The organism is Micromonospora sp. NBC_00858, assembly GCF_045207365.1.
Taxonomy (GTDB): Bacteria; Actinomycetota; Actinomycetes; order Mycobacteriales; family Micromonosporaceae; genus Micromonospora.
In genome coordinates this window covers 6,808,231-6,825,793 of the sequence record NZ_CP108828.1, presented here as the reverse complement: position 1 = coordinate 6,825,793, position 17,563 = coordinate 6,808,231, and the positions used below count along the sequence as shown (strand labels likewise).

Sequence of the window (17,563 nt, the reverse complement as noted above, 5' to 3'; positions counted from 1 at the left end):
ATCGTCCGTCACTGCCCTGGAGGGAGATCCCGGTGGACGCCGTCCTCGTCATCAACGCCGACCTCGGCCCGCTGCACCGGGTCACCGTTCAGCACGCCGTCCGGATGCTCTGCCGTCGGGTGGCCGAGATCCACGAGGCCGAGCCGGACCAGGTGATCGGGGTCTTCCCGATGCCCCGGGTGGTGCGACTCGTCCGCTACGTGGTCACCCGGTGGCGGTTCAGCTCCGGGCCGGCCTGGTCCCGGGCCGGTGTGCTGCGCCGCGACGACCGCTGCTGCGCGTACTGCGGTGGCGCGGCGTCGACCATCGACCACATCCTGCCCCGCTCGCGCGGCGGCCGGAACACCTGGCGAAACACCACCGCCGCCTGCTACGGCTGCAACCAGCGCAAGGGCGACCGGACGCCGGCGGAGGCGGGCATGCCGCTGCGCCGGGAGCCGGTGAACCCGGGCTGGGCAGCCCTGGCGGGGCGGTGACGGACCGGCCGGCGGGAACGGGGGGCCGTGTCGGGGGTACGCCCCCGGCGCGGCACCCGCCGGCCCCCGGTCAGCCGGCGCGCTCCTTGACCTGCGGCTTCGGGCGGCCGTTGGCGCAGTGCACCCGGATCTCGCTGCGGTGCTCGGCGGAGGTCAGCTCGACCTGGATCCGCTTCGCCGGGCCCGGGTCGTACGCCGCCGCCCGGTAGCCGGGTGCGGACGTCACCGCCAGGACCTCGGCCGCCGCCCCGAGGCAGCGAACCGTGACCGTCCCACCGAGGGCCTCCACCGGCACGCCCGGCCCGGGGCTGGGTGTGGACGCGGCTCCAGTCGGGATCGGCCCGGAGGTGCTGGTGGGCGGTCTCGGTACGGAGGTGCTGGCGACCGCCCGTGTACTGCCTGGACCGGTCGACGGGTCAGGTCCGGCGCTGGCCGGCGGGGCGGCGGGCGGTCGGGGGACGGCCGCGTCAGCCGGGTCGGCGATACGCGGCAGCCCGACCGTCGTGGTGCCGCCCGATCCGATGCCGGTGCGCGGCTCGCCCGCTTCCGGTCGTCGTGTGACCGGGTCGCCGAGCGACCCGCCCATCGCCACCACGGCCACCACCGCACCACCGACCGCCAACACCGCCCGCCGCCGACGCCAGGACACCCTCCGGGCGGCAACGGTCGTTCCGGCGACCGCACCGCCCACCGTCTCGGCTGGCTCAGCGCGGGCGTCCGCCATCCCGCCGGACGGCAGCCCGGAACTCGATGCGCCCACGGCGGCGACCTCTTCACCACCAGTCGCCGTCGATCTGCCCACGGCGGCGACCGGTTCGCCGACGGTGAGCAGGATGCGGGCCACCTCGGCGGCCGGCGGCCGGTCATCGGGGTCGCGGGCCAGACACCAGCGGTAGAGCCGGTGGATCTGTGGCGGCACCCCGTCGATCGCGGGCAGCGGGTCCGGCTCGACGTACGCGTGTGCGCGCAGCATCCCGGCCCGCGCCTCGGTACGCCAGGGCAGCCGGCCGGTCAGCACCCGGTGCAGGAGCAGGCCGAGCGCGTAGACGTCGCAGGCCGGCAGCACCTCGCCGGCTTCCAACCGCTCCGGGGCGAGGTAGGCCGGCGTGCCGAGCAGCCGCCCCTCGAAGTCGATCTCCGGATCCCCGACGACCGCCGCGATGCCGAAGTCGAGCACCTTGGCGCCGGTGGGGGTGAGCATCACGTTGCCCGGTTTGACGTCCCGGTGCACCAGCCCCCGTGCGTGCGCGGCCGCGAGCGCGGCCGCCACCTCGGCGCAGATCCGCAGGCCGGCGCGGGGCGGCAACGGCCCGGTGGCCAGCTGCTGTTCGAGGGTGTGGCCGCCGAGCAGCTCCATCACCACGAACGGAACCTCGGCACCATCGAGCGGCGACTGGCCGTAGTCGAAGACGCTGGTGACGTGCGGATGCGACAGCCGGGCCGCCGCCTTGGCCTCGGCCCGGATCCGTTGCCGGGCATTGGTGTCCGAGACGACGAGCACCTTCACCGCCACGTCCCGTTCGAGCACCTCGTCGTACGCCCGGTGCACCTCGGACATGCCGCCACTGCCGAGGCGTTCCAGGAGCCGGTAGCGGCCCGCAAGCAACTGATCACGCTGCACGACGGACAGCCTGCCGTACGGCCCTGCCGTACGCCAGCCTGGATCGAGATCATTTGATGGCTAGAGTGGACCCTGAACGTGGTCAGTCGTTGGCGGGAGACCGCCAGGCGAAGCGGGGCGTACGGCGCTCGGCGACCGCCGCCACCCCCTCCCGCGCCTCGCCGCTGGTCGCCACCTTCCGGTGCCACCACGCGACCCGGGCCGGCCCGGCCCGGTCGTCGACGATCTCCTTGGCGGCGGCGACGGTCAGCGGCGACCGCTGGGCGATCGTCGCGGTGAGGTCGTCCACCCGCGCGGCGAGCTGGTCGCCCGGCAGCACCTCGTCGACCAGGCCGACCCGCAGCGCCCGCGCGGCGTCGATCAGCTCGGCGGTGAACAGCAGATGCTTGGCGGCGGACGGCCCGATCAGCCGGGCCAGCCGGCGGGTGGTCGGCGCCGGGTAGACCAGCCCGAGCCGGGCCGGCGGTACGCCGAACCGGGCGTCGTCGGCGGCGATCCGCAGGTCGCAGGCGACCGCGAGCTGACACCCACCGCCGACGCAGGCGCCCCGGATGGCCGCCACCGTCGGCTTGGCGAAGCGGGCCAGGCGCTCCTCGGCGGCCACCGCGATGCTGGCGTCACCGGCGTCCAGCAGCTCGGCCAGGTCGCCGAGATCGGCGCCGGCGCAGAAGGCGTCGCCCGCGCCGGTGAGCACCAGCGCCCGTACGTCGGGGTCGGGCTCCAGCCGGTCGAGCAGCTCGGGGAGCTGGCGCCACATGGCCGCGGTCATCGCGTTGCGGCGGGCCGGGTTGTGGATCACCACGGTCGCCACCGGCCCGGTCACTTCGACGGTCAGCTCCGCGTCCGACACGTCCACCCCTCTCCACGGGCGCCCCCTGGGGTCGCCACCACGTCCGTCGACTCCGCGCCGGCTGGATTCCGCCGACCGGCGGCGGCCTGCCCGCTCCGGTGCCGCGACCATAGCGGCGCGGGCCCGACGCCCACCCGCGAGGGGTGGCCGTCGGGCCCGCTTGAGCAGCGCGTCAGGTCAGGAGACGGTGAGCGCGGTGTCGTCGACCACGAAGGACGTCTGCAGCGAGGAGTCCTCGGTGCCGGTGAACTTCAGGGAGACGGTCTGGCCGGCGTACGCGGCCAGCGAGAAGGACTTCTGGCTGTAGCCGGCGGCCTTGTTCAGGTTCGAGTAGGTCGCCAGCGTGGCCAGCACCGTCCCACCGCTGTTGAGCACCTGCACGCGCAGCGTGTCGTACGCGATGCTGCTGGTGGTCTCGGCGGTGTCGATGTGCAGCCAGAAGCTGACCGTGTACGACGAGCAGCCCGACGGCAGGCTCACCGACTGGGCGAGCGTCTCGGTGCGGGTGCTGCCGTACCCGTTCAGCCACGCCTTGTACGACCCGGTGCGGGCGGGCTGACTGCTGGAGTTGGTGATCACGCCGGAGCTGGCCGTCCAGCCGGTCGCACCGGACTCGAAGCCCGGGTTGGCCAGCTTCTGGCCCGGCGCCGTGCAGCCACCGCCGGTGCCGTTCACGGTCAGCGTGTAGGTCGCGCTCCGGGTGACCGCTCCCACGCCGTTGACGGTGACCGAGTAGGTGCCGGGCGGGGTGCCCGCCGAGGTGCTGATGGTGAGGGTGGACGAGCCGCCCGAGGTCACCGAGGCGGGGCTGAACGCGGCGCTCGCACCGCTGGGCAGGCCGGACGCGGAGAACGTCACGGTCTGTGCCGTGCCACTGGTGGTCGCGGTGGCCACGGTGGTGGACGCCGAGCTACCCGGGTTCACCGAGCCGGCGGTCGGCGAGAGCGCCACGGAGAAGTCGTTGCCGGTCGAGCAGGGCGCGTCGTTGCCGGCCACGTTCACCGCGGTCCAGGCGGCCTGCACGGCCTTGTACTCGGTGGAGCAGCTGCCGTACAGGTCGGTGGCGGCCCGCAGGCTGTAGGCCCGTGCGGTGTTCGCCGGGTTGCTGGTGTTGACGTACGACGTGTTGGAGGTGAAGTAGACGTCCAGCGCCCGGAACCAGATCTTCTCCGCCTTGGCCCGGCCGATGCCGGTCACCGCGGGGGCGGAGCCGCAGACCGGCGAGGTGCCGTACGCGGTGGCCCCGGTGCCCTCGGCGAGGTTGAAGTAGAAGTGGTTGGCGACGCCGGAGGAGTAGTGCACGTCCTTGTTCTTCGTGCTGGTGGACCAGCAGCTGTCGGACGAGCCGTCCAGCGACGGGTTGTACATGTAGCGCAGCGGCGTGCCGTTGCCGTTGATGTTGATCTTCTCGCCGACCTGGTAGTCACCCGGGTCGGCCGAGGTGTTGGCGTAGAACTCGACCATGTTGCCGAAGATGTCGCTGGTGGCCTCGTTGAGGCCACCGGACTCACCGGAGTAGGTCAGGCCACCGGGGACCACGTTCTCGGTCACGCCGTGGCTCATCTCGTGTGCGGCCACGTCGATCGAGACCAGCGGACGGGAGTTGCCCGAGCCGTCGCCGTAGGTCATCCGGGAGCCGTCCCAGAAGGCGTTGACGTAGTTGCTGCCGTAGTGCACCCGGCTCGGCACGCCGGTGCCGTTGCCGAAGATGCCGTTACGGGCGTGCACGTTCTTGAAGTAGTCGAACGTCTTCGCGGCGCCGAAGTGCGCGTCCACGCCGGCGGACTGCCGGTTGGAACTGGCCCCGGTGCCCCAGGTGTTGTCCGCGTCGGTGAAGGTGGTGCAGGTCGACGTGCCGTTGTTCATGTCGCAGGTCGAGCCGTTGCCGTGCGACGGGTCGATCATCTGGTACGTGCTGCCGGAGAGCGTCGTGTCGACGGTGACCGTGCCCGAGTAGATGCTGTTGCCGGTGCCGTTCACCGCCTCGATCTCGTCGTACGCCCCGACGGCCGCGCCGGTGGAGGCGTCGGTGATCACGTGCAACCGGGACGGGGTCTGCCCGTCGGGCTGCCAGCCGCTGACCACGGTCTCCCAGGCCAGCCGGCCCTGGCCGGAGCTGGCGTCGACGAACAGCTCCGGGGTGCCGACGGCCTCGACCGTGCCGGTGAACCCGGCGCGGGCGGTCTTCTTCGCCGCCGCGGAGGCGACCTTGGCCGAGGTACCGAGGGTCAGCGGTGCGGCCAGACCGACCGAACTTCCGGCGTAGGTGCCGCTCGGCGTGGCGTGGATGACGAAGTCACCGCCGTACACCCGCAGTCCCTGATAGGTCCGGGTGTAGCGGGTGTGCGTGGCGCCGGTGGCGTCCACCTTGGTGCTGTGCACCTGGTAGGACTCGGCGCTCGAACCCTGGACGGCGCCGGGGTTCGTTCGCAGGACGGTCGCTGCCTGAGCGGCGGAGGCATCCGGCGCGGGGGCGGTGGGCGGTGCCGCGTGCGCCGAGATGGCGACGCAGGTCAGCAGGCCGCTGGTGAGCAGCGCTGCGCTGACGGCGGCGAGGGGTCGTTTCACGTGCCCTCCGGAAAGGAGAAGGATTGTGACGGGGGTAGTCACACATGTAGATATAACGATGTGTTGACGAAAAGAGAAGCCCTGGACCGCTCCCAGACATCGACAATGGCCGTTCGGATGAGGGTCTTGACAAGGGAACCGGCGACCGGGGCCGCGCGTCCGAGCGGCATGAGACCCGCCTCGACGAACGGCGTCATGATCGCGCTCCTGGTCGCCGCCCTGGCCGGCTGCACCAGCGCCGACCCGGCCGGCAGCACCCCGGACCGGCCCCCGGCCACCGCCGGCCCGACCTCGACCGCCCCGGCCACCGACACCCCACCGGCGACCACCGCCCCCACGGTGAGCCCGGGTACCGGGGCCACCAGCGCGGCTGCCCGGGTGATGCTGTTCCGCTCCGGCGGCTTCGCCGGCCGCGGCGACGCCGTGACCGTCGAACCCGACGGCCGGTGGACGATGGTGGACCGGGCCGGCAGCCAACGTACGGGCCGACTCGACCCCGCCAACCTCGGCCGGCTGCACGGGCTGGCCGCCGATCCCCGACTGGCCGGCGAGGCCCGCCGCCCGACCACCACGACCCTCTGCGCGGACGCGTTCAGCTACCGGCTGACCGTCGGCACGGTCGAGACCGGGTACGTCGACTGCCCGGCCGACACCGCCCCGCCGCCGGCCACCCAGGCGCTGGTAGAGCTGCTGCTACGCGTCACCGGCTGACCGCCCGACGCTCAGATCAGGTAGTCCGGGGGCAGGCCGGTGCCGCGTAGCTCCGGCGGCAGGTGCGCCACGTCGTTGACGGCGACCAGGTTCGGCGGCCCGGCCGGGCCGTACCGGATGACGGTCAGCCCCGCGTTGTGCAGATTCAGCCCCAGCCACCGCCGTTCCGGCGCGTCGAGGGCGTGCCGGATCAGCCAGGCGATCAGGAAGTTGTGCGTCACGACCAGCTCACGGACCGGCCCGGCGCCATCCGCGCCGTCGGTGCCATCCGCGACCGGGCCGGCGAACCGCAATACCGCCGCCGCCGTCACCCGCGGCCCGTCGACCCGTTCGGCTGCCGGGAACTGGGCCAGGAATTCGGCGTACGCCGGAGGGAGGCCGGCAGGCTCCGTGTCGTGCGGGAGGTGGTCGCCGGCCAGCTCCGTCGCGTACACCGGAACCCCGGGCAGCGACGCGGCGACCAGCTCGGCGGTCTCCGCGGCCCGGCGCAGTGGCCCGTGGTGCACGGCGGCGAACCGCCGGCCCCGCAGCCGCTCGCCGAGCAGCCTGGCCTGCCGCCGGCCCCGCTCCGAGAGGCCGGCATCCGGCTCGCCGGGTTCGGTCAGGTCCTGCTCGCCGTGTCGGGCCAGATACAGCAGCCGGGTGATCATGTCTCACACCTCAGCACACCGGGAGGCACGGGAACTCCCCGTGCCTCCCGGTGTGACGGCAACCGGCTCAGTCCACCCGGCCGGACGCCGCTCGCGCGAAGGTGACCGACACCCACAGCCAACCGACCGTCACCGCCAGGCCGAACGCCACCATGACGGCCGGCGCCGGCCGGACCATCAGCGCCACCCAGGCCACCGCGAAGAAGGCCCCGGTCGCCAGGCTGAACCCGGCCCGACCCACCAGCCCACGACGCGCGGCCCGTCGGCCGGCGACCACCGTCGCCACGATCAGCGAGACGAAGGCGACCGCCGCCACCAGGAAGTGCAGGCCACCGTGCCAGCTGATCTGGCCGGCACCCCGGGGCGTGCCGACGGGGAACCCGTCGGCCGGGTCGGCGCTGAAGATCGCCGCCCCCACCAGGCCCAGCCCGTACAGGGCGAGCAACCGGGGCACCCAGACCGAACCGGTGCCGGTGGAGCGCCGGAGCGCCCCGGCGGCCAGCACGCAGAGCGCTCCGGTGACCAGGAACGTGGCGATCTGGATCCAGCCCAGCTCACCGGTGCTCAACACACTCACCGGGTGCCGCCGGAAGTCGAAGCCATCCCGGATGAGCCCCTGGAGCAGCGCCGAGCCGGCGAAGATCGGGCCGGCGAGCACACCGCCGGCCAGCAGCGCGCGGTCCAGGCCAGCGACCACCGGTCGGACCCCGGGAAGCGGAACGGCCTGGCTCATCGGTCCGCCCCTCAGGCCCGAGGGAACATCTGGCCGATGCGGATCCGGTTACCGAACGGGTCCCGGATGCCGAAGTCGATCCCGTACGGACGCTCGGTCGGCTCGTCGGTGATGTCGACCCCCTTGGCCACCAGGTCCTCGTGCGTCTTGTGGGCGTCGTCGGTGGTCATGAACAGGGCGCCGCCCAGCGCCCCCTTGGTGAGCAGTTCCCGGACCTGCGCCGCGGTGGCCGGGTCCATCGCCGGCGGACCCGGCTTCTCCAACAGGATCTCGCGCTCCGGGTCGCCGGGCAGGTTGACCGTCAGCCAGCGCATGAAGCCGAGGTCCTGGTCGGTGTTGAGCTCCATGCCGAGCTTGTTCACGTAGAAGTCGAGTGCCTCGTCCTGGTCGAGGACGTAGATCTGGGAGCGGCTGATCGCGTTCATCGTCATGTCAATCACGCTAGACGGAGACCGTGACCTGCTGCTTATCCAAAACTGCTGGGTCTGGTCCAGGCCTTGGTGAAGCAGGACGGCACGTTGGTCGGCGCGGCGCGGCGGCGGAAGTCCGTCGGTGACTCCCCGACGATCTGCCGAAACGTCCGGCTGAACGTGCCCAGGCTGCTGAAGCCGACCGCGAAGCAGATGTCAGTGACGTCCCGCCCGGTCTCCACCAGCAACGACATCGCCCGCTCCACCCGCCGACGTTGCAGGTAGCGGTGCGGGGTCTCGCCGAAGGTGGCTCGGAAGGTCCGGATGAAATGCGCCTCGGAGACGTGCGCGATCCGGGCCAGCGCCGGGATGTCCAACGGCTCGGCGTACGCGCGGTCCATCGCGTCCCGAGCACGCAGCATCGCCCGGTTCGACTCCTCCACGGCGCGACTCATCCGTCCTCGTTTCGCTCTTTCTCCCCCGGCCGGGCTGCCCAGCTCAGGTTACCGCTGGCCCTCGGTGTCGCCCGCACGCCGACGCGGCCGGCGTCGCTGCCGGTTGAGGTGACGTGATCGTTCGGGATGCACCGGGCGTACGAACCCTTGGGCTAACCGTGAGTCGGCCCGCCACCAGCGGTGGAATGCCGCTGAGGCCGCGACGTGCGGGCCATCATTGGTTCAAAGCGCTGCGGTGACCGCCGAGCTGAAAGCATGGGCGGATGAGGTCGAGGCTGCGCAAGCTACACATCGACGGCCGCGAGTTCACCTGGAAGGCCGACATCCGGCCCGCCTCTGGCCCTGACGGTCGTCTGCACCGCTGCATAAGAGTCCGCGTATGGGGTGCAGGGAGAAATGGCCGCGCCCTACAGGTCGACCTGACCGAGCGGTCCGACTTGGCACCCACCGTCGCCTTCGGCCATCGACACGTCGAGACGGACGTGCACGACAGTGGGGAGACGTATCCATTCCCGACAGCTGCGGACGTCCGCGCTCTTGTCCGTTACGGGCTGATCGCTGGATGGACACCGCATGCGCTGGGTGGGACGTTCCCAGTCACGTCGGCGGCTGAACTTGAACTACCGGGATTTGCCATCACTGATCTTCTGCGGGCCGTCGACCCGCACCGCTAGTGCTGGGGCAGCGCCCGACACGCCGACGTGAAGATCACCCTCAAGGTCTACGCTCACGCCAACCTCGACGCGATGCGTCAGGCGCCTGGCAAGCTCACGTCAAGCTCTCGTGAGTCCCGTTCCGGTCAACCGGTCGACTCACGGCAGCACCCGTCGGGAAAGCCTGGTGGAATTGGAGCCCCCGGCCGGGATCGAACCGGCGACATCTCGCTTACAAGGCGAGTGCTCTGGCCAGCTGAGCTACAGGGGCGCGCGCGTCGAAGCCAGCATAGCGACTGACGTCCGGATATCCCGCTCGCGAGGCCTCCCGAGCATGGGAAACGTCAACAACCCGACGCTGATCCATCGTCGTGCGGTCAAGCCGTATGTCGATTGATGTCCGACCGTGCCCGACTGACCGGATTGTGTAGGCAATGGGCCGCGTCCGGCGCTCCCGCGCCTTGGCAGCGCGAGGAAAGCCGTTTACCGTGCAGTGACACGGACGACAGGTCCGGCCGCCCTCGCGACCGACCCGCCGTCCGTTGACCGACACGGATACGTGTCGGTCGCTCCTTCACTCGGATCGTCCGGCACGTTCCTGCCGGTGAAAGGAAGCGCTTCACCATGGCTACGGTCACTTATTCCAAGGCGTCCCGGATCTACCCGGGCACCGAGCGTCCCGCCGTCAACGAGCTGGACCTCGAGATCGGCGACGGCGAGTTCCTCGTCCTGGTCGGCCCCTCCGGTTGTGGCAAGTCCACCAGCCTGCGGATGCTCGCCGGCCTGGAGGACGTCGACGCCGGCTCGATCTACATCGACCAGCGTGACGTCACCCACCTGCCCCCGAAGGCCCGCGACATCGCCATGGTCTTCCAGAACTACGCCCTCTACCCGCACATGACGGTGTACGAGAACATGGCGTTCGCCCTCAAGCTGCGCAAGACCTCCAAGTCGGAGATCGACCGGCGGGTCAAGGAGGCAGCCGGGCTGCTCCAGCTGGAGGAGTACCTCGGCCGCAAGCCGAAGGCGCTCTCCGGTGGTCAGCGTCAGCGTGTGGCGATGGGCCGGGCGATCGTCCGCGAGCCGCAGGTCTTCCTCATGGACGAGCCGCTGTCGAACCTCGACGCCAAGCTGCGCGTGCAGACCCGTACCCAGATCGCGTCGCTGCAGGCCAAGCTGGGCGTCACCACGGTCTACGTCACGCACGACCAGGTCGAGGCCATGACCATGGGTCACCGGGTCGCGGTGCTGCTCGACGGTGTCCTCCAGCAGGTGGACACCCCGCGAGCGCTCTACGACACCCCGGCCAACGTCTTCGTCGCCGGTTTCATGGGCTCCCCCGCCATGAACATCAAGACCGTCCCGCTGAACGAGCAGGGCGCCGAGTTCGCCGAGCTGCACATCCCGCTGACCCGCGAGCAGGTCGAGGCGGCCCGCGCCGAGGGCGGCGACGGCAAGGTCACCGTGGGCTTCCGCCCGGAGGACTGCGAGCTGGTCAGCCCGACCGAGGGCGGCATGCCGGTCGTGGTCGAGCTGGTCGAGGACCTTGGCTCGGACGCCAACGTCTACGGCCACGCCGCGCTGGGTGGCAACTCGGAGCGCTTCGTCGTCCGCACCGACCGGCGCACCATGCCGAACATGGGTGACACCGTGTTCGTCAAGCCGCGCACCGGTCGGAACCACGTCTTCCACGCCACCACGGGCGCCCGGATCTGACGTAACGCCGTACCAACAGGGGCGGTCCGCTTCGGCGGGCCGCCCCTGTCGCGTACTCCCGTCAGGTCCCTCGGCTCGGACGCGACGAAGCCCCGCCCCCGGCTGTCAGGGGCGGGGCCTCAAAGACGCGTCGTTACAGTTCCGCCGCGCGGCGGCGGGAGACCTCGGCCAGGGCGACCGCTGCGGCCACGCTGGCATTGAGCGACTCGACCTCGGAGATCATCGGGATGCTGACGGTCAGGTCGCACGTCTCCCCGACCAGCCGGGACAGCCCGCGCCCCTCCGACCCGACCACGACCACCAGGGGGCCGACCGCGGCCTCCAGGTTGTAGAGGTCGGTGTCACCGTCGGCGTCCAGGCCGACGACCGTGAAGCCGGCGTCGCGGCACGCCTTCAGCGATCGGGTCAGGTTGGTGACCTGCGCCACCGGCACCCGCGCGGCCGCGCCGGCACTGGTCCGCCAGGCTGTCGCGGTAATCCCGGCGGCCCGCCGCTCGGGTACGAAGACACCCTGCGCGCCGAACGCGGCGGCCGACCGGATCACCGCACCCAGGTTGCGCGGGTCGGTGACGCCATCCAGCGCGACCAGCAGCGGGGCCTGCTGCTCCAGGGCTGCGGCGACCATGTCCTCGAACGGCTGGTACGCGAACGGCGGCACCTGCAGCCCAACACCCTGGTGCAGCACCCCGCCGGTCATCCGGTCCAGCTCAGCCCGGCTGATCTCCAGGTTGGCGATGCCCCGGTCGGCGGCGGTCCGGATGATCTCGTTGATCCGGTCGTCCATGTCGATGCCCTGGGCGGTGTACAGCGCCGTCGCCGGCACCTGGGCGCGCAGCGCCTCCAGCACCGGGTTGCGCCCGACCAGCAGCTCCGGCGAGTCCCTGGCCGGGTTGGACTTGCGCCCCGGGGCGACCCGGGGGCCGGACCGGCCGCCGGGCTTGCCGCCCCGGCCGCCAGTGCTGCCACCCCGGTTCGCCGGAACGCCACGGCCGCCACCCTTGCCCCAGGTGGTGTCCTTGGTGCCAGGCAGACCGATCTTGGGGGCACGCCCCTCCTCGGCCGCCGCGCGGCGCTCCTTGTCCTGCTTCCAGGCGGTGCGCTGGGGCAGCTTCTCGGTGCCCGAGTACCCCTTGTGCCACGGCCGCTCGTCGGCGGGCAGGGTGCGGCCCCGCCCGGTCAGGGAGTCCTTGTTTTTGCCGCCGGTGCCCTTGGGGGCGCCCGCCTTCGGCGTCAGTCGCCGGCCACGGCGCTGCGAGTTGCCGGCCATCAGTCCTGCTCTCCAATAGTCCAACGGGGTCCCTGGGGGGTGTCCTCGACCACCACGCCGGCCAGCTTGAGCTGGTCCCGTACCGCGTCGGCGGCGGCCCAGTCCTTGCGGCCCCGGGCCTGCGCGCGCTGCTCCAGGGCCAGCGCGATCAGGGAGTCCACCACGGCACGCAGATCATCGGAGCGGCCGCCACCGGTCCAGGCCGGGTCGAGGGGGTCGATCCCGAGGATATCCAGCATCGCCCGTACTGCGGCCAGCGTGGTGCGGACGGTCACATCGTCGCCGGTGCTCAGCGCGGTGTTGCCGTCCCGGAGCTGCTGTTGCAGCACGGCCAGCGCGGCGGAGGTGTTGAGGTCGTCGTCCATCGCCGCGACGAAGCCGGTCGGCAGGTCGCCGAGGTGCCCGGCACCGACCCGCTCGGCCGCCCGCAGCACGAAACCCTCGATCCGGCGGTACGCGGTGGCCGCGTCGCGCAGCGAGTCCTCCGAGTAGTCGATCACCGAGCGGTAGTGCGCGGCGGCGTAGTAGTAGCGCAGCTCCACCGGCCGCACTCCGAGCGAGTCCACGTACCTCAGGTCCAGCGCGTTGCCGGCGGACTTGCCCATCTTGGCCCCACCGATGCTGAGCAGCCCGTGGTGCACCCAGTAGCGGGCGAACGGCAGCCCGGCCGCCTGGGACTGGGCGATCTCGTTCTCGTGGTGCGGGAACGTCAGGTCCAGCCCGCCGCCGTGGATGTCGAACTCCGGGCCCAGGTAGCGCCAGCACATCGCCGAGCACTCGATGTGCCAGCCCGGTCGACCCAGCCCCCACGGCGACGGCCAGTAGGCGTCCGCCGGCTCGTCCGGCTTGGCGCCCTTCCAGAGCGCGAAGTCGCGCGGGTCCCGCTTGCCCCGGTCGGGGGCGTCCCCGGCCGACTGCATCGCGTCCGGCGACTGGCCCGACAGCGACCCGTACGCCGGCCAGGACGCCACGTCGAAGTAGACGTCGCCGGAGCCGTCGGTGGCCGGGTAGGCGTGCCCGTCGGCGATCAACTTCGTGATCAGCTCGTGCATCTCGGGGATGTGCCCGGTGGCGCGCGGCTCGTAGGTGGGCGCCAGCACGTTCAGCGCCCGGTACGACTCGGCGAGGATCAGCTCGTTGGCGTAGGCGATCGACCAGAACGGCCGGCCCCGCTCCCCCGCCTTGACCAGAATCTTGTCGTCGATATCGGTCAGGTTGCGGATGAAGGTGACCTCGTAGCCGGCGGTCAGCAGCCAGCGGCGCAGCACGTCATAGTTGACACCGGAGCGAAGGTGACCGATGTGCGGCGGGGCCTGGAGGGTGAGACCACACAGGTAGACCCCCACCTTGCCGGCTTCCCGCGGGACGAAGTCCCGCACCGATCGGGTGGCGGTGTCATACAGGCGTAGCGTCACCGTACAAGGGTAGCCGTCCGCGCATGTTCGAGTCCGCCGGTGCCGGGTCGTACGCTGCCAGGCGTGGATGCGACCGCACGCCCCGGTGAGCCGCCAACCCTCCGCGGTGCCGGCGCCCGGCTCGACGCGGCCACCGCCGCGCCTACGGGAGCGTCCGACGTCGGTTCGGATCGCACCGTCCCGGTGGGCGGACGGGCCGGCGAGACGGCGCAGACCCTGGACCGGGGGTTGCGGCTGCTGCACCTGGTCGCCGACACGCCAGGCGGACTCACCGTCACCGAGGTGGCGAACCGGCTCGGCATCGGCCGGGCCGCCGTCTACCGGCTGGTCGGCCCGCTGACCGGGCACGGCATGCTGCGCCGCGACGGCGACGGGCGGCTCCGCCTCGGCGCCGGGGTGCTGCACCTGGCCCGACGCGCCCAGCCGCTGCTCGCCGACGGGGCACTGCCCGCACTGCGCCGGCTCGCCGAGCAGGCCGGCGCGACCGCACACCTGACCGTGGTGGAGGGCGGCGAGGGTGTCGCCCTGGCCGTGGTCGAGCCGAGTTGGACGTCGTTCCACGTCGCGTACCGGACCGGGGCGCGGCATCCGCTGGACCGGGGCGCGGCGGGTCGGGCCATCCTGGCCGGCCGGTCCGGGGCGGCGGAGCCGGTGAGCAGCAGTGGCGAGTTGCAGTCCGGGGCGTACGGGGTGGCCGCGCCGGTGCTCGGCGTACCCGGGTTGGAGGCCAGCGTCGGCGTGGTCGCGCTCGCCCCGTTGGACGTCGACACAGTCGGCCCTCAGGTGCTGGCCGCTGCCACGGCCATCGCCGCCGCCCTCCGCTGACTGACTAGCCCCCACCTTGATCGACTCGGGATCGGCGATATTGCGGTATCCCCATCGCTCTACACCGCCACATCGCCGCTGCGGTGATGATCTCGTCGTATACCACGCCAAACTGGCACCCGACCGTCGTCCACAGGCGTACGGCACGAGACCACCGGGCGCTGTCCACAGGGGTGTCGGGTGCCCAGCCTGGGGTCGGAGCCTGAGCACATGCCTCCTCGCCCCCACCGACCTCTCGCCCTCGCCTGGCAGGTCTTCCGCGGCTCCGACGTGATCCGGCAGGGCCTGGTGACCAGACATCAGTTACGCGGCGCGTCCTGGGTCCGCCTTCGGCACGACGTGTACGCGGACGCGCGGCTCGATCGCGACCACGAGTTGGCCTGCCGTGCCGCGGCGTTGCGGCTGCCAGCGGAGGCGCTGATCGCCGGTCCGTCCTCGGCCTACCTGCACGGCATCGAGCACGCCGCCGGCTTCGACGACGACGTGCACGTCCTGGTGCCGAGGACGGCCCGGGTCGACTCCCAACGCGGCCTTCGCGTGCACCTGCTCAGCGACAGCGCACCTACGTTCCCGGTCCTGGGTGAGGCAGCGTTGCCGCCCACCGCCCCTCCTGCGAGGAGGGCCCCTCCCACACTCCGCCGGACCGACCCCGCCTCCGCGGCCTGGGAGGCGGCGGCCTGGTTGGAGCCGCTGCGGGCCGTCACCATCGTCGACTCGCTGCTCGGCGTTGGCCTGACCAGCCGGTCCGCGCTGGCCGCCGTCGCCACCGCCAACGCGGAGCGACCGGGTGGCCGGCGGGCGAACTGGGTGTTCGACCTGGCCGATCCGGGTGCGCAGTCGCCGCCCGAGTCACAGCTACGGGTACGTCTGGTGCTGGGCGGGTTGCCCCGGCCGGTTGCTCAGCACCCGATCCGACTGTCCGGGGGGCTTGTTCTCCACCCCGATCTGGCCTGGCCCGAGTTCCGGGTGGCGGTGGAGTACGACGGCCGATGGCACGCGGACCCCGAGCAACTGCATCGCGACCGCCAACGACTCAACCTGCTCGTCGGTGCCGGCTGGCTGGTGCTGCACGTGACCAGCCGCCGGTTGCAGAACGACTTCCCGGCCGTGTTGGCCGAAGTCCGGTCGGCTCTGATCTCTCGCGGCTGGCGCCGCCGATCAACTGGGAGCTGATCGACTTCAGGTCGCCGACCTGGGGGCATCGGATGAGCCTGATACCGCCACGCCGGCGACCTTGAGTCGATCAACCCGCGAGATCGCGCCGCGCACGGCCGAGGCGCGCACGGGAGAGGCCCGCACGGCCGAGGCGCGCACGGGAGAGGCCCGCACGGCCGAGGCGCGCACGGTCGAGGCGCGGGAATGCGTCGGGGCCCGGTCGACCGTGGTCGACCGGGCCCCGATGTGTTGCCTTACGGACGGGCGTTCGGCTTGAGCGGGGTCTTCACCGCCGCGTAGGCGTCGACGATTCCGTACCCGTAGAAGCCGTTGAAGTTGACCCCACCGGCGCAGTAGGCGTCGTAGGTCTCGTCCCGGCCCTCATTGCGGTACTGCTGCAGCCGCGGCTCCGGGCAGGCGTGCTCGGCCGCCGTCCGGTAGAGGTGCTGCTCGACCAGGTCCGGCGACATGCCGAAGCCACCCCGGCGCTCCGCCTTGCCGAACCGGCTGACGATCAGCGCGGCCACGCCTGCGGCGTGCGGGGACGCCATCGAGGTGCCCTGCAGGTAGGTGTAGTAGCCGCAGTCACCGTTGGCCTTGCACTGCTTGAAGACGAGCGTGGCCACCCGCGGGTCGATGTTGCCGTTGGCGTCCACCCGGGGATCCGGGATGGTCGGGGAGATCGGCTCCTCCTGGAGCACCTTCAGCGGGTACGTGGAGAGGATCCGGTTGCCCGGGCTGTTGTACGTCGGGGTCCCGAAGCCGTCCCGGGCGAAGCCGCCCGGCGCGGCGACCGAGATCTGCTCGGTGCCGTAGTTGGAGAAGTCCGCCTTCTTGCCGGACGGGCCGACCGCCGACACACCGATCACGTGCGGGCCCTCGGCAGGCAGGTCCCAGCAGCTGTTGTTGTCGATCGGCCGGGGGTACGGAGCGGCGCCGTAGTCCGGGCTGCTGATGTCCGTGCGCGGTGCGCCCAGGTCCTCGTTGTTGTTGCCGAGCGCGCCGACCAGGGTGACGCCCTTGTTGTGGGCGAAGGTCAGTGCCCGCTTCATCGCCTTGATGATGGCCCGCTGCTCGGCCTGGCTCGCCGGGGAGTCGGCCGGGTTGGCGTTGCAGTTGTAGAGCCACGGGTCGACGTAGAACGACATGTTGACCACGTCGATCCCGGACCGGCCGGCGTAGACCAGAGCGTTGACCACCGGGTTGAGGAAGAAGTAGCCGGAGTCCTGGCCACCCTTCAGCTCGACCAGGGAGATGTTCGGGGCGACGCCGGAGAGGCCGAGGCCGTTGGCGGCCGCGCCGATGGTGCCCGCCACGTGGGTGCCGTGCCCACCGTCGTCGGTGCCCACCGCGTCGAGGCAGCTCGGCACCTCACACGGGCCGTCCACGTCGGTCAGGTCCGGCGCGAAGTTGCGCGACAGCGACCAGTTGAAGTTCGGCGCGATGTCGGGGTGGCTGGCGTCGACGCCGGTGTCCAGCACGCCGACGGTCACCCGGCGGTCACCCGGCTCGATCTTGCGGGCCTGGTCGGCCCGGATCATCTCCAGGCCCCAGAGCTTCTCGTCAAGCGGGTCCAGCTTGGCGCCCTTCTTGGCGGCGGCACCGGCGGCGGCCGTGTTGGCCAGCACCTGCTCCTGCTCGACCCGGTCCAGCTTCGGCTTGCGGCCGATTGCCTTCTGCTCGGCGGCGCCGATCAGCGTCGGGGCGGCGGTCACCCTGTCCGCGAAGTCAGCCCGGTCGCTGGTCACCTGGAACATGCCGACCTCGTCGGACCGGGACACCACAGTGCCGCCAGCAGCCCGGATGGCGGCGACAGCCGTCTCGGCGGCGACGCCATCCTCGGCGACGACGGTGAAGGTTCGGAAGCTGGTCGGCGAGGCGTTGGCTGGTACACCCAACCCCGTCACCGTAAGTGCCAGCACAGCCGCGGTCGCGACGGCACCGGCGGTGAAGCGCTTGCTCACCACATCGGATCCTCTCGTTGAGGGACGTGGCAGCCATCACACAACACTCGGCGGGTTTGCGCCAGGTCAGCGTCCGTTATGGCGGTGAATCTCT

General features: G+C 71.7%; 16 protein-coding genes and 1 tRNA gene. 5 read left to right on the top strand and 12 right to left on the bottom strand.

The features are described 5' to 3' along the window. The first annotated feature begins 32 nt into the window (after positions 1-32). Positions 33-476 (top strand): HNH endonuclease, encoded by a 444-nt coding sequence (locus OG990_RS31785; RefSeq protein ID WP_328421035.1) that lies wholly within the window; start codon positions 33-35, stop codon positions 474-476. A 70-nt stretch (positions 477-546) separates the two neighbouring features. Here the strand turns inward: OG990_RS31785 and OG990_RS31780 are convergent, their stop codons facing one another. The 4 genes from OG990_RS31780 to OG990_RS31765 form a co-directional block, all read right to left on the bottom strand. Beyond that, the gene (locus OG990_RS31780) at positions 547-2,097 is read right to left on the bottom strand and encodes a serine/threonine-protein kinase (RefSeq protein ID WP_406078099.1); all 1,551 of its coding nucleotides are present in this window, start codon (positions 2,095-2,097) and stop codon (positions 547-549) included. A gap of 82 nt (positions 2,098-2,179) precedes the next feature. Continuing rightward, a complete protein-coding gene (locus OG990_RS31775) occupies positions 2,180-2,953 on the bottom strand; it encodes an enoyl-CoA hydratase/isomerase family protein (RefSeq protein WP_406078098.1) in 774 nt (257 codons plus the stop codon). 171 nt (positions 2,954-3,124) lie between these two features. Further along, positions 3,125-5,515 carry a M4 family metallopeptidase gene (locus OG990_RS31770; protein ID WP_406078097.1) on the bottom strand — a complete coding sequence of 797 codons (2,391 nt, stop codon included), beginning with the start codon at positions 5,513-5,515 and terminating at the stop codon, positions 3,125-3,127. A gap of 38 nt (positions 5,516-5,553) precedes the next feature. Beyond that, positions 5,554-5,712: a hypothetical protein gene (locus OG990_RS31765; RefSeq protein ID WP_406078096.1), complete on the bottom strand. Its 159-nt coding sequence runs from the start codon at positions 5,710-5,712 to the stop codon at positions 5,554-5,556. On the opposite strand from OG990_RS31765, the gene OG990_RS31760 reads away from it, so the two are divergent. Next, entirely contained in the window at positions 5,711-6,226 is a 516-nt protein-coding gene (locus tag OG990_RS31760) for a hypothetical protein (RefSeq protein WP_406078095.1), read from the top strand. The two genes, OG990_RS31765 and OG990_RS31760, sit on opposite strands and share 2 nt — an antisense overlap. Positions 6,227-6,237: 11 nt before the next feature. Here OG990_RS31760 and OG990_RS31755 read toward each other — a convergent pair whose 3' ends face one another. From OG990_RS31755 to OG990_RS31735, 5 genes are all read right to left on the bottom strand, one after another. After that, positions 6,238-6,876 carry a histidine phosphatase family protein gene (locus tag OG990_RS31755; protein ID WP_406078094.1) on the bottom strand — a complete coding sequence of 213 codons (639 nt, stop codon included), beginning with the start codon at positions 6,874-6,876 and terminating at the stop codon, positions 6,238-6,240. Between the two features lie 67 nt (positions 6,877-6,943). Then, positions 6,944-7,609, bottom strand: coding sequence for a DUF998 domain-containing protein (locus tag OG990_RS31750; RefSeq protein ID WP_406078093.1), 666 nt, complete (start codon positions 7,607-7,609; stop codon positions 6,944-6,946). An 11-nt stretch (positions 7,610-7,620) separates the two neighbouring features. Then, the gene (locus tag OG990_RS31745) at positions 7,621-8,040 is read right to left on the bottom strand and encodes a VOC family protein (RefSeq protein WP_328421051.1); all 420 of its coding nucleotides are present in this window, start codon (positions 8,038-8,040) and stop codon (positions 7,621-7,623) included. Between the two features lie 35 nt (positions 8,041-8,075). After that, positions 8,076-8,474, bottom strand: a complete 399-nt coding sequence (locus tag OG990_RS31740; RefSeq protein ID WP_328421053.1) for an AraC family transcriptional regulator — start codon at positions 8,472-8,474, stop codon at positions 8,076-8,078. An 847-nt stretch (positions 8,475-9,321) separates the two neighbouring features. Further along, positions 9,322-9,398: transfer RNA gene (locus OG990_RS31735), tRNA-Thr, on the bottom strand. A 353-nt stretch (positions 9,399-9,751) separates the two neighbouring features. Between OG990_RS31735 and OG990_RS31730 the strand changes: the two genes are divergently transcribed. Then, positions 9,752-10,843, top strand: coding sequence for a sn-glycerol-3-phosphate ABC transporter ATP-binding protein UgpC (locus OG990_RS31730; protein ID WP_355601813.1), 1,092 nt, complete (start codon positions 9,752-9,754; stop codon positions 10,841-10,843). Between the two features lie 133 nt (positions 10,844-10,976). Here OG990_RS31730 and rlmB read toward each other — a convergent pair whose 3' ends face one another. Next, positions 10,977-12,110 (bottom strand): 23S rRNA (guanosine(2251)-2'-O)-methyltransferase RlmB, encoded by a 1,134-nt coding sequence (gene rlmB, locus OG990_RS31725; RefSeq protein WP_328421103.1) that lies wholly within the window; start codon positions 12,108-12,110, stop codon positions 10,977-10,979. Beyond that, positions 12,110-13,525, bottom strand: coding sequence for a cysteine--tRNA ligase (gene cysS / locus OG990_RS31720; protein WP_328421105.1), 1,416 nt, complete (start codon positions 13,523-13,525; stop codon positions 12,110-12,112). The genes rlmB and cysS overlap by 1 nt, the downstream gene beginning before the upstream one ends. A gap of 183 nt (positions 13,526-13,708) precedes the next feature. Between cysS and OG990_RS31715 the strand changes: the two genes are divergently transcribed. Together OG990_RS31715 and OG990_RS31710 are read left to right on the top strand one after the other, a co-directional pair. Next, positions 13,709-14,350, top strand: a complete 642-nt coding sequence (locus OG990_RS31715; protein ID WP_406081958.1) for an IclR family transcriptional regulator — start codon at positions 13,709-13,711, stop codon at positions 14,348-14,350. A 210-nt stretch (positions 14,351-14,560) separates the two neighbouring features. Further along, entirely contained in the window at positions 14,561-15,523 is a 963-nt protein-coding gene (locus OG990_RS31710; protein WP_406078092.1) for a DUF559 domain-containing protein, read from the top strand. A 236-nt stretch (positions 15,524-15,759) separates the two neighbouring features. Here OG990_RS31710 and OG990_RS31705 read toward each other — a convergent pair whose 3' ends face one another. Then, entirely contained in the window at positions 15,760-17,469 is a 1,710-nt protein-coding gene (locus tag OG990_RS31705; protein WP_406078091.1) for a S8 family serine peptidase, read from the bottom strand. Positions 17,470-17,563 lie beyond the last annotated feature (94 nt).

Excerpts from the sequence above, each read along its gene's own strand:
- rlmB (WP_328421103.1), bottom strand. The coding sequence starts at position 12,110 with ATGGCCGGCAACTCGCAGCGCCGTGGCCGGCGACTGACGCCGAAGGCG.
- OG990_RS31760 (WP_406078095.1), top strand. The coding sequence starts at position 5,711 with ATGATCGCGCTCCTGGTCGCCGCCCTGGCCGGCTGCACCAGCGCCGAC.
- OG990_RS31730 (WP_355601813.1), top strand. The coding sequence starts at position 9,752 with ATGGCTACGGTCACTTATTCCAAGGCGTCCCGGATCTACCCGGGCACC.
- OG990_RS31740 (WP_328421053.1), bottom strand. The coding sequence starts at position 8,474 with ATGAGTCGCGCCGTGGAGGAGTCGAACCGGGCGATGCTGCGTGCTCGG.
- OG990_RS31765 (WP_406078096.1), bottom strand. The coding sequence starts at position 5,712 with ATGACGCCGTTCGTCGAGGCGGGTCTCATGCCGCTCGGACGCGCGGCC.
- OG990_RS31745 (WP_328421051.1), bottom strand. The coding sequence starts at position 8,040 with ATGACGATGAACGCGATCAGCCGCTCCCAGATCTACGTCCTCGACCAG.
- OG990_RS31710 (WP_406078092.1), top strand. The coding sequence starts at position 14,561 with ATGCCTCCTCGCCCCCACCGACCTCTCGCCCTCGCCTGGCAGGTCTTC.
- OG990_RS31755 (WP_406078094.1), bottom strand. The coding sequence starts at position 6,876 with ATGATCACCCGGCTGCTGTATCTGGCCCGACACGGCGAGCAGGACCTG.
- OG990_RS31750 (WP_406078093.1), bottom strand. The coding sequence starts at position 7,609 with ATGAGCCAGGCCGTTCCGCTTCCCGGGGTCCGACCGGTGGTCGCTGGC.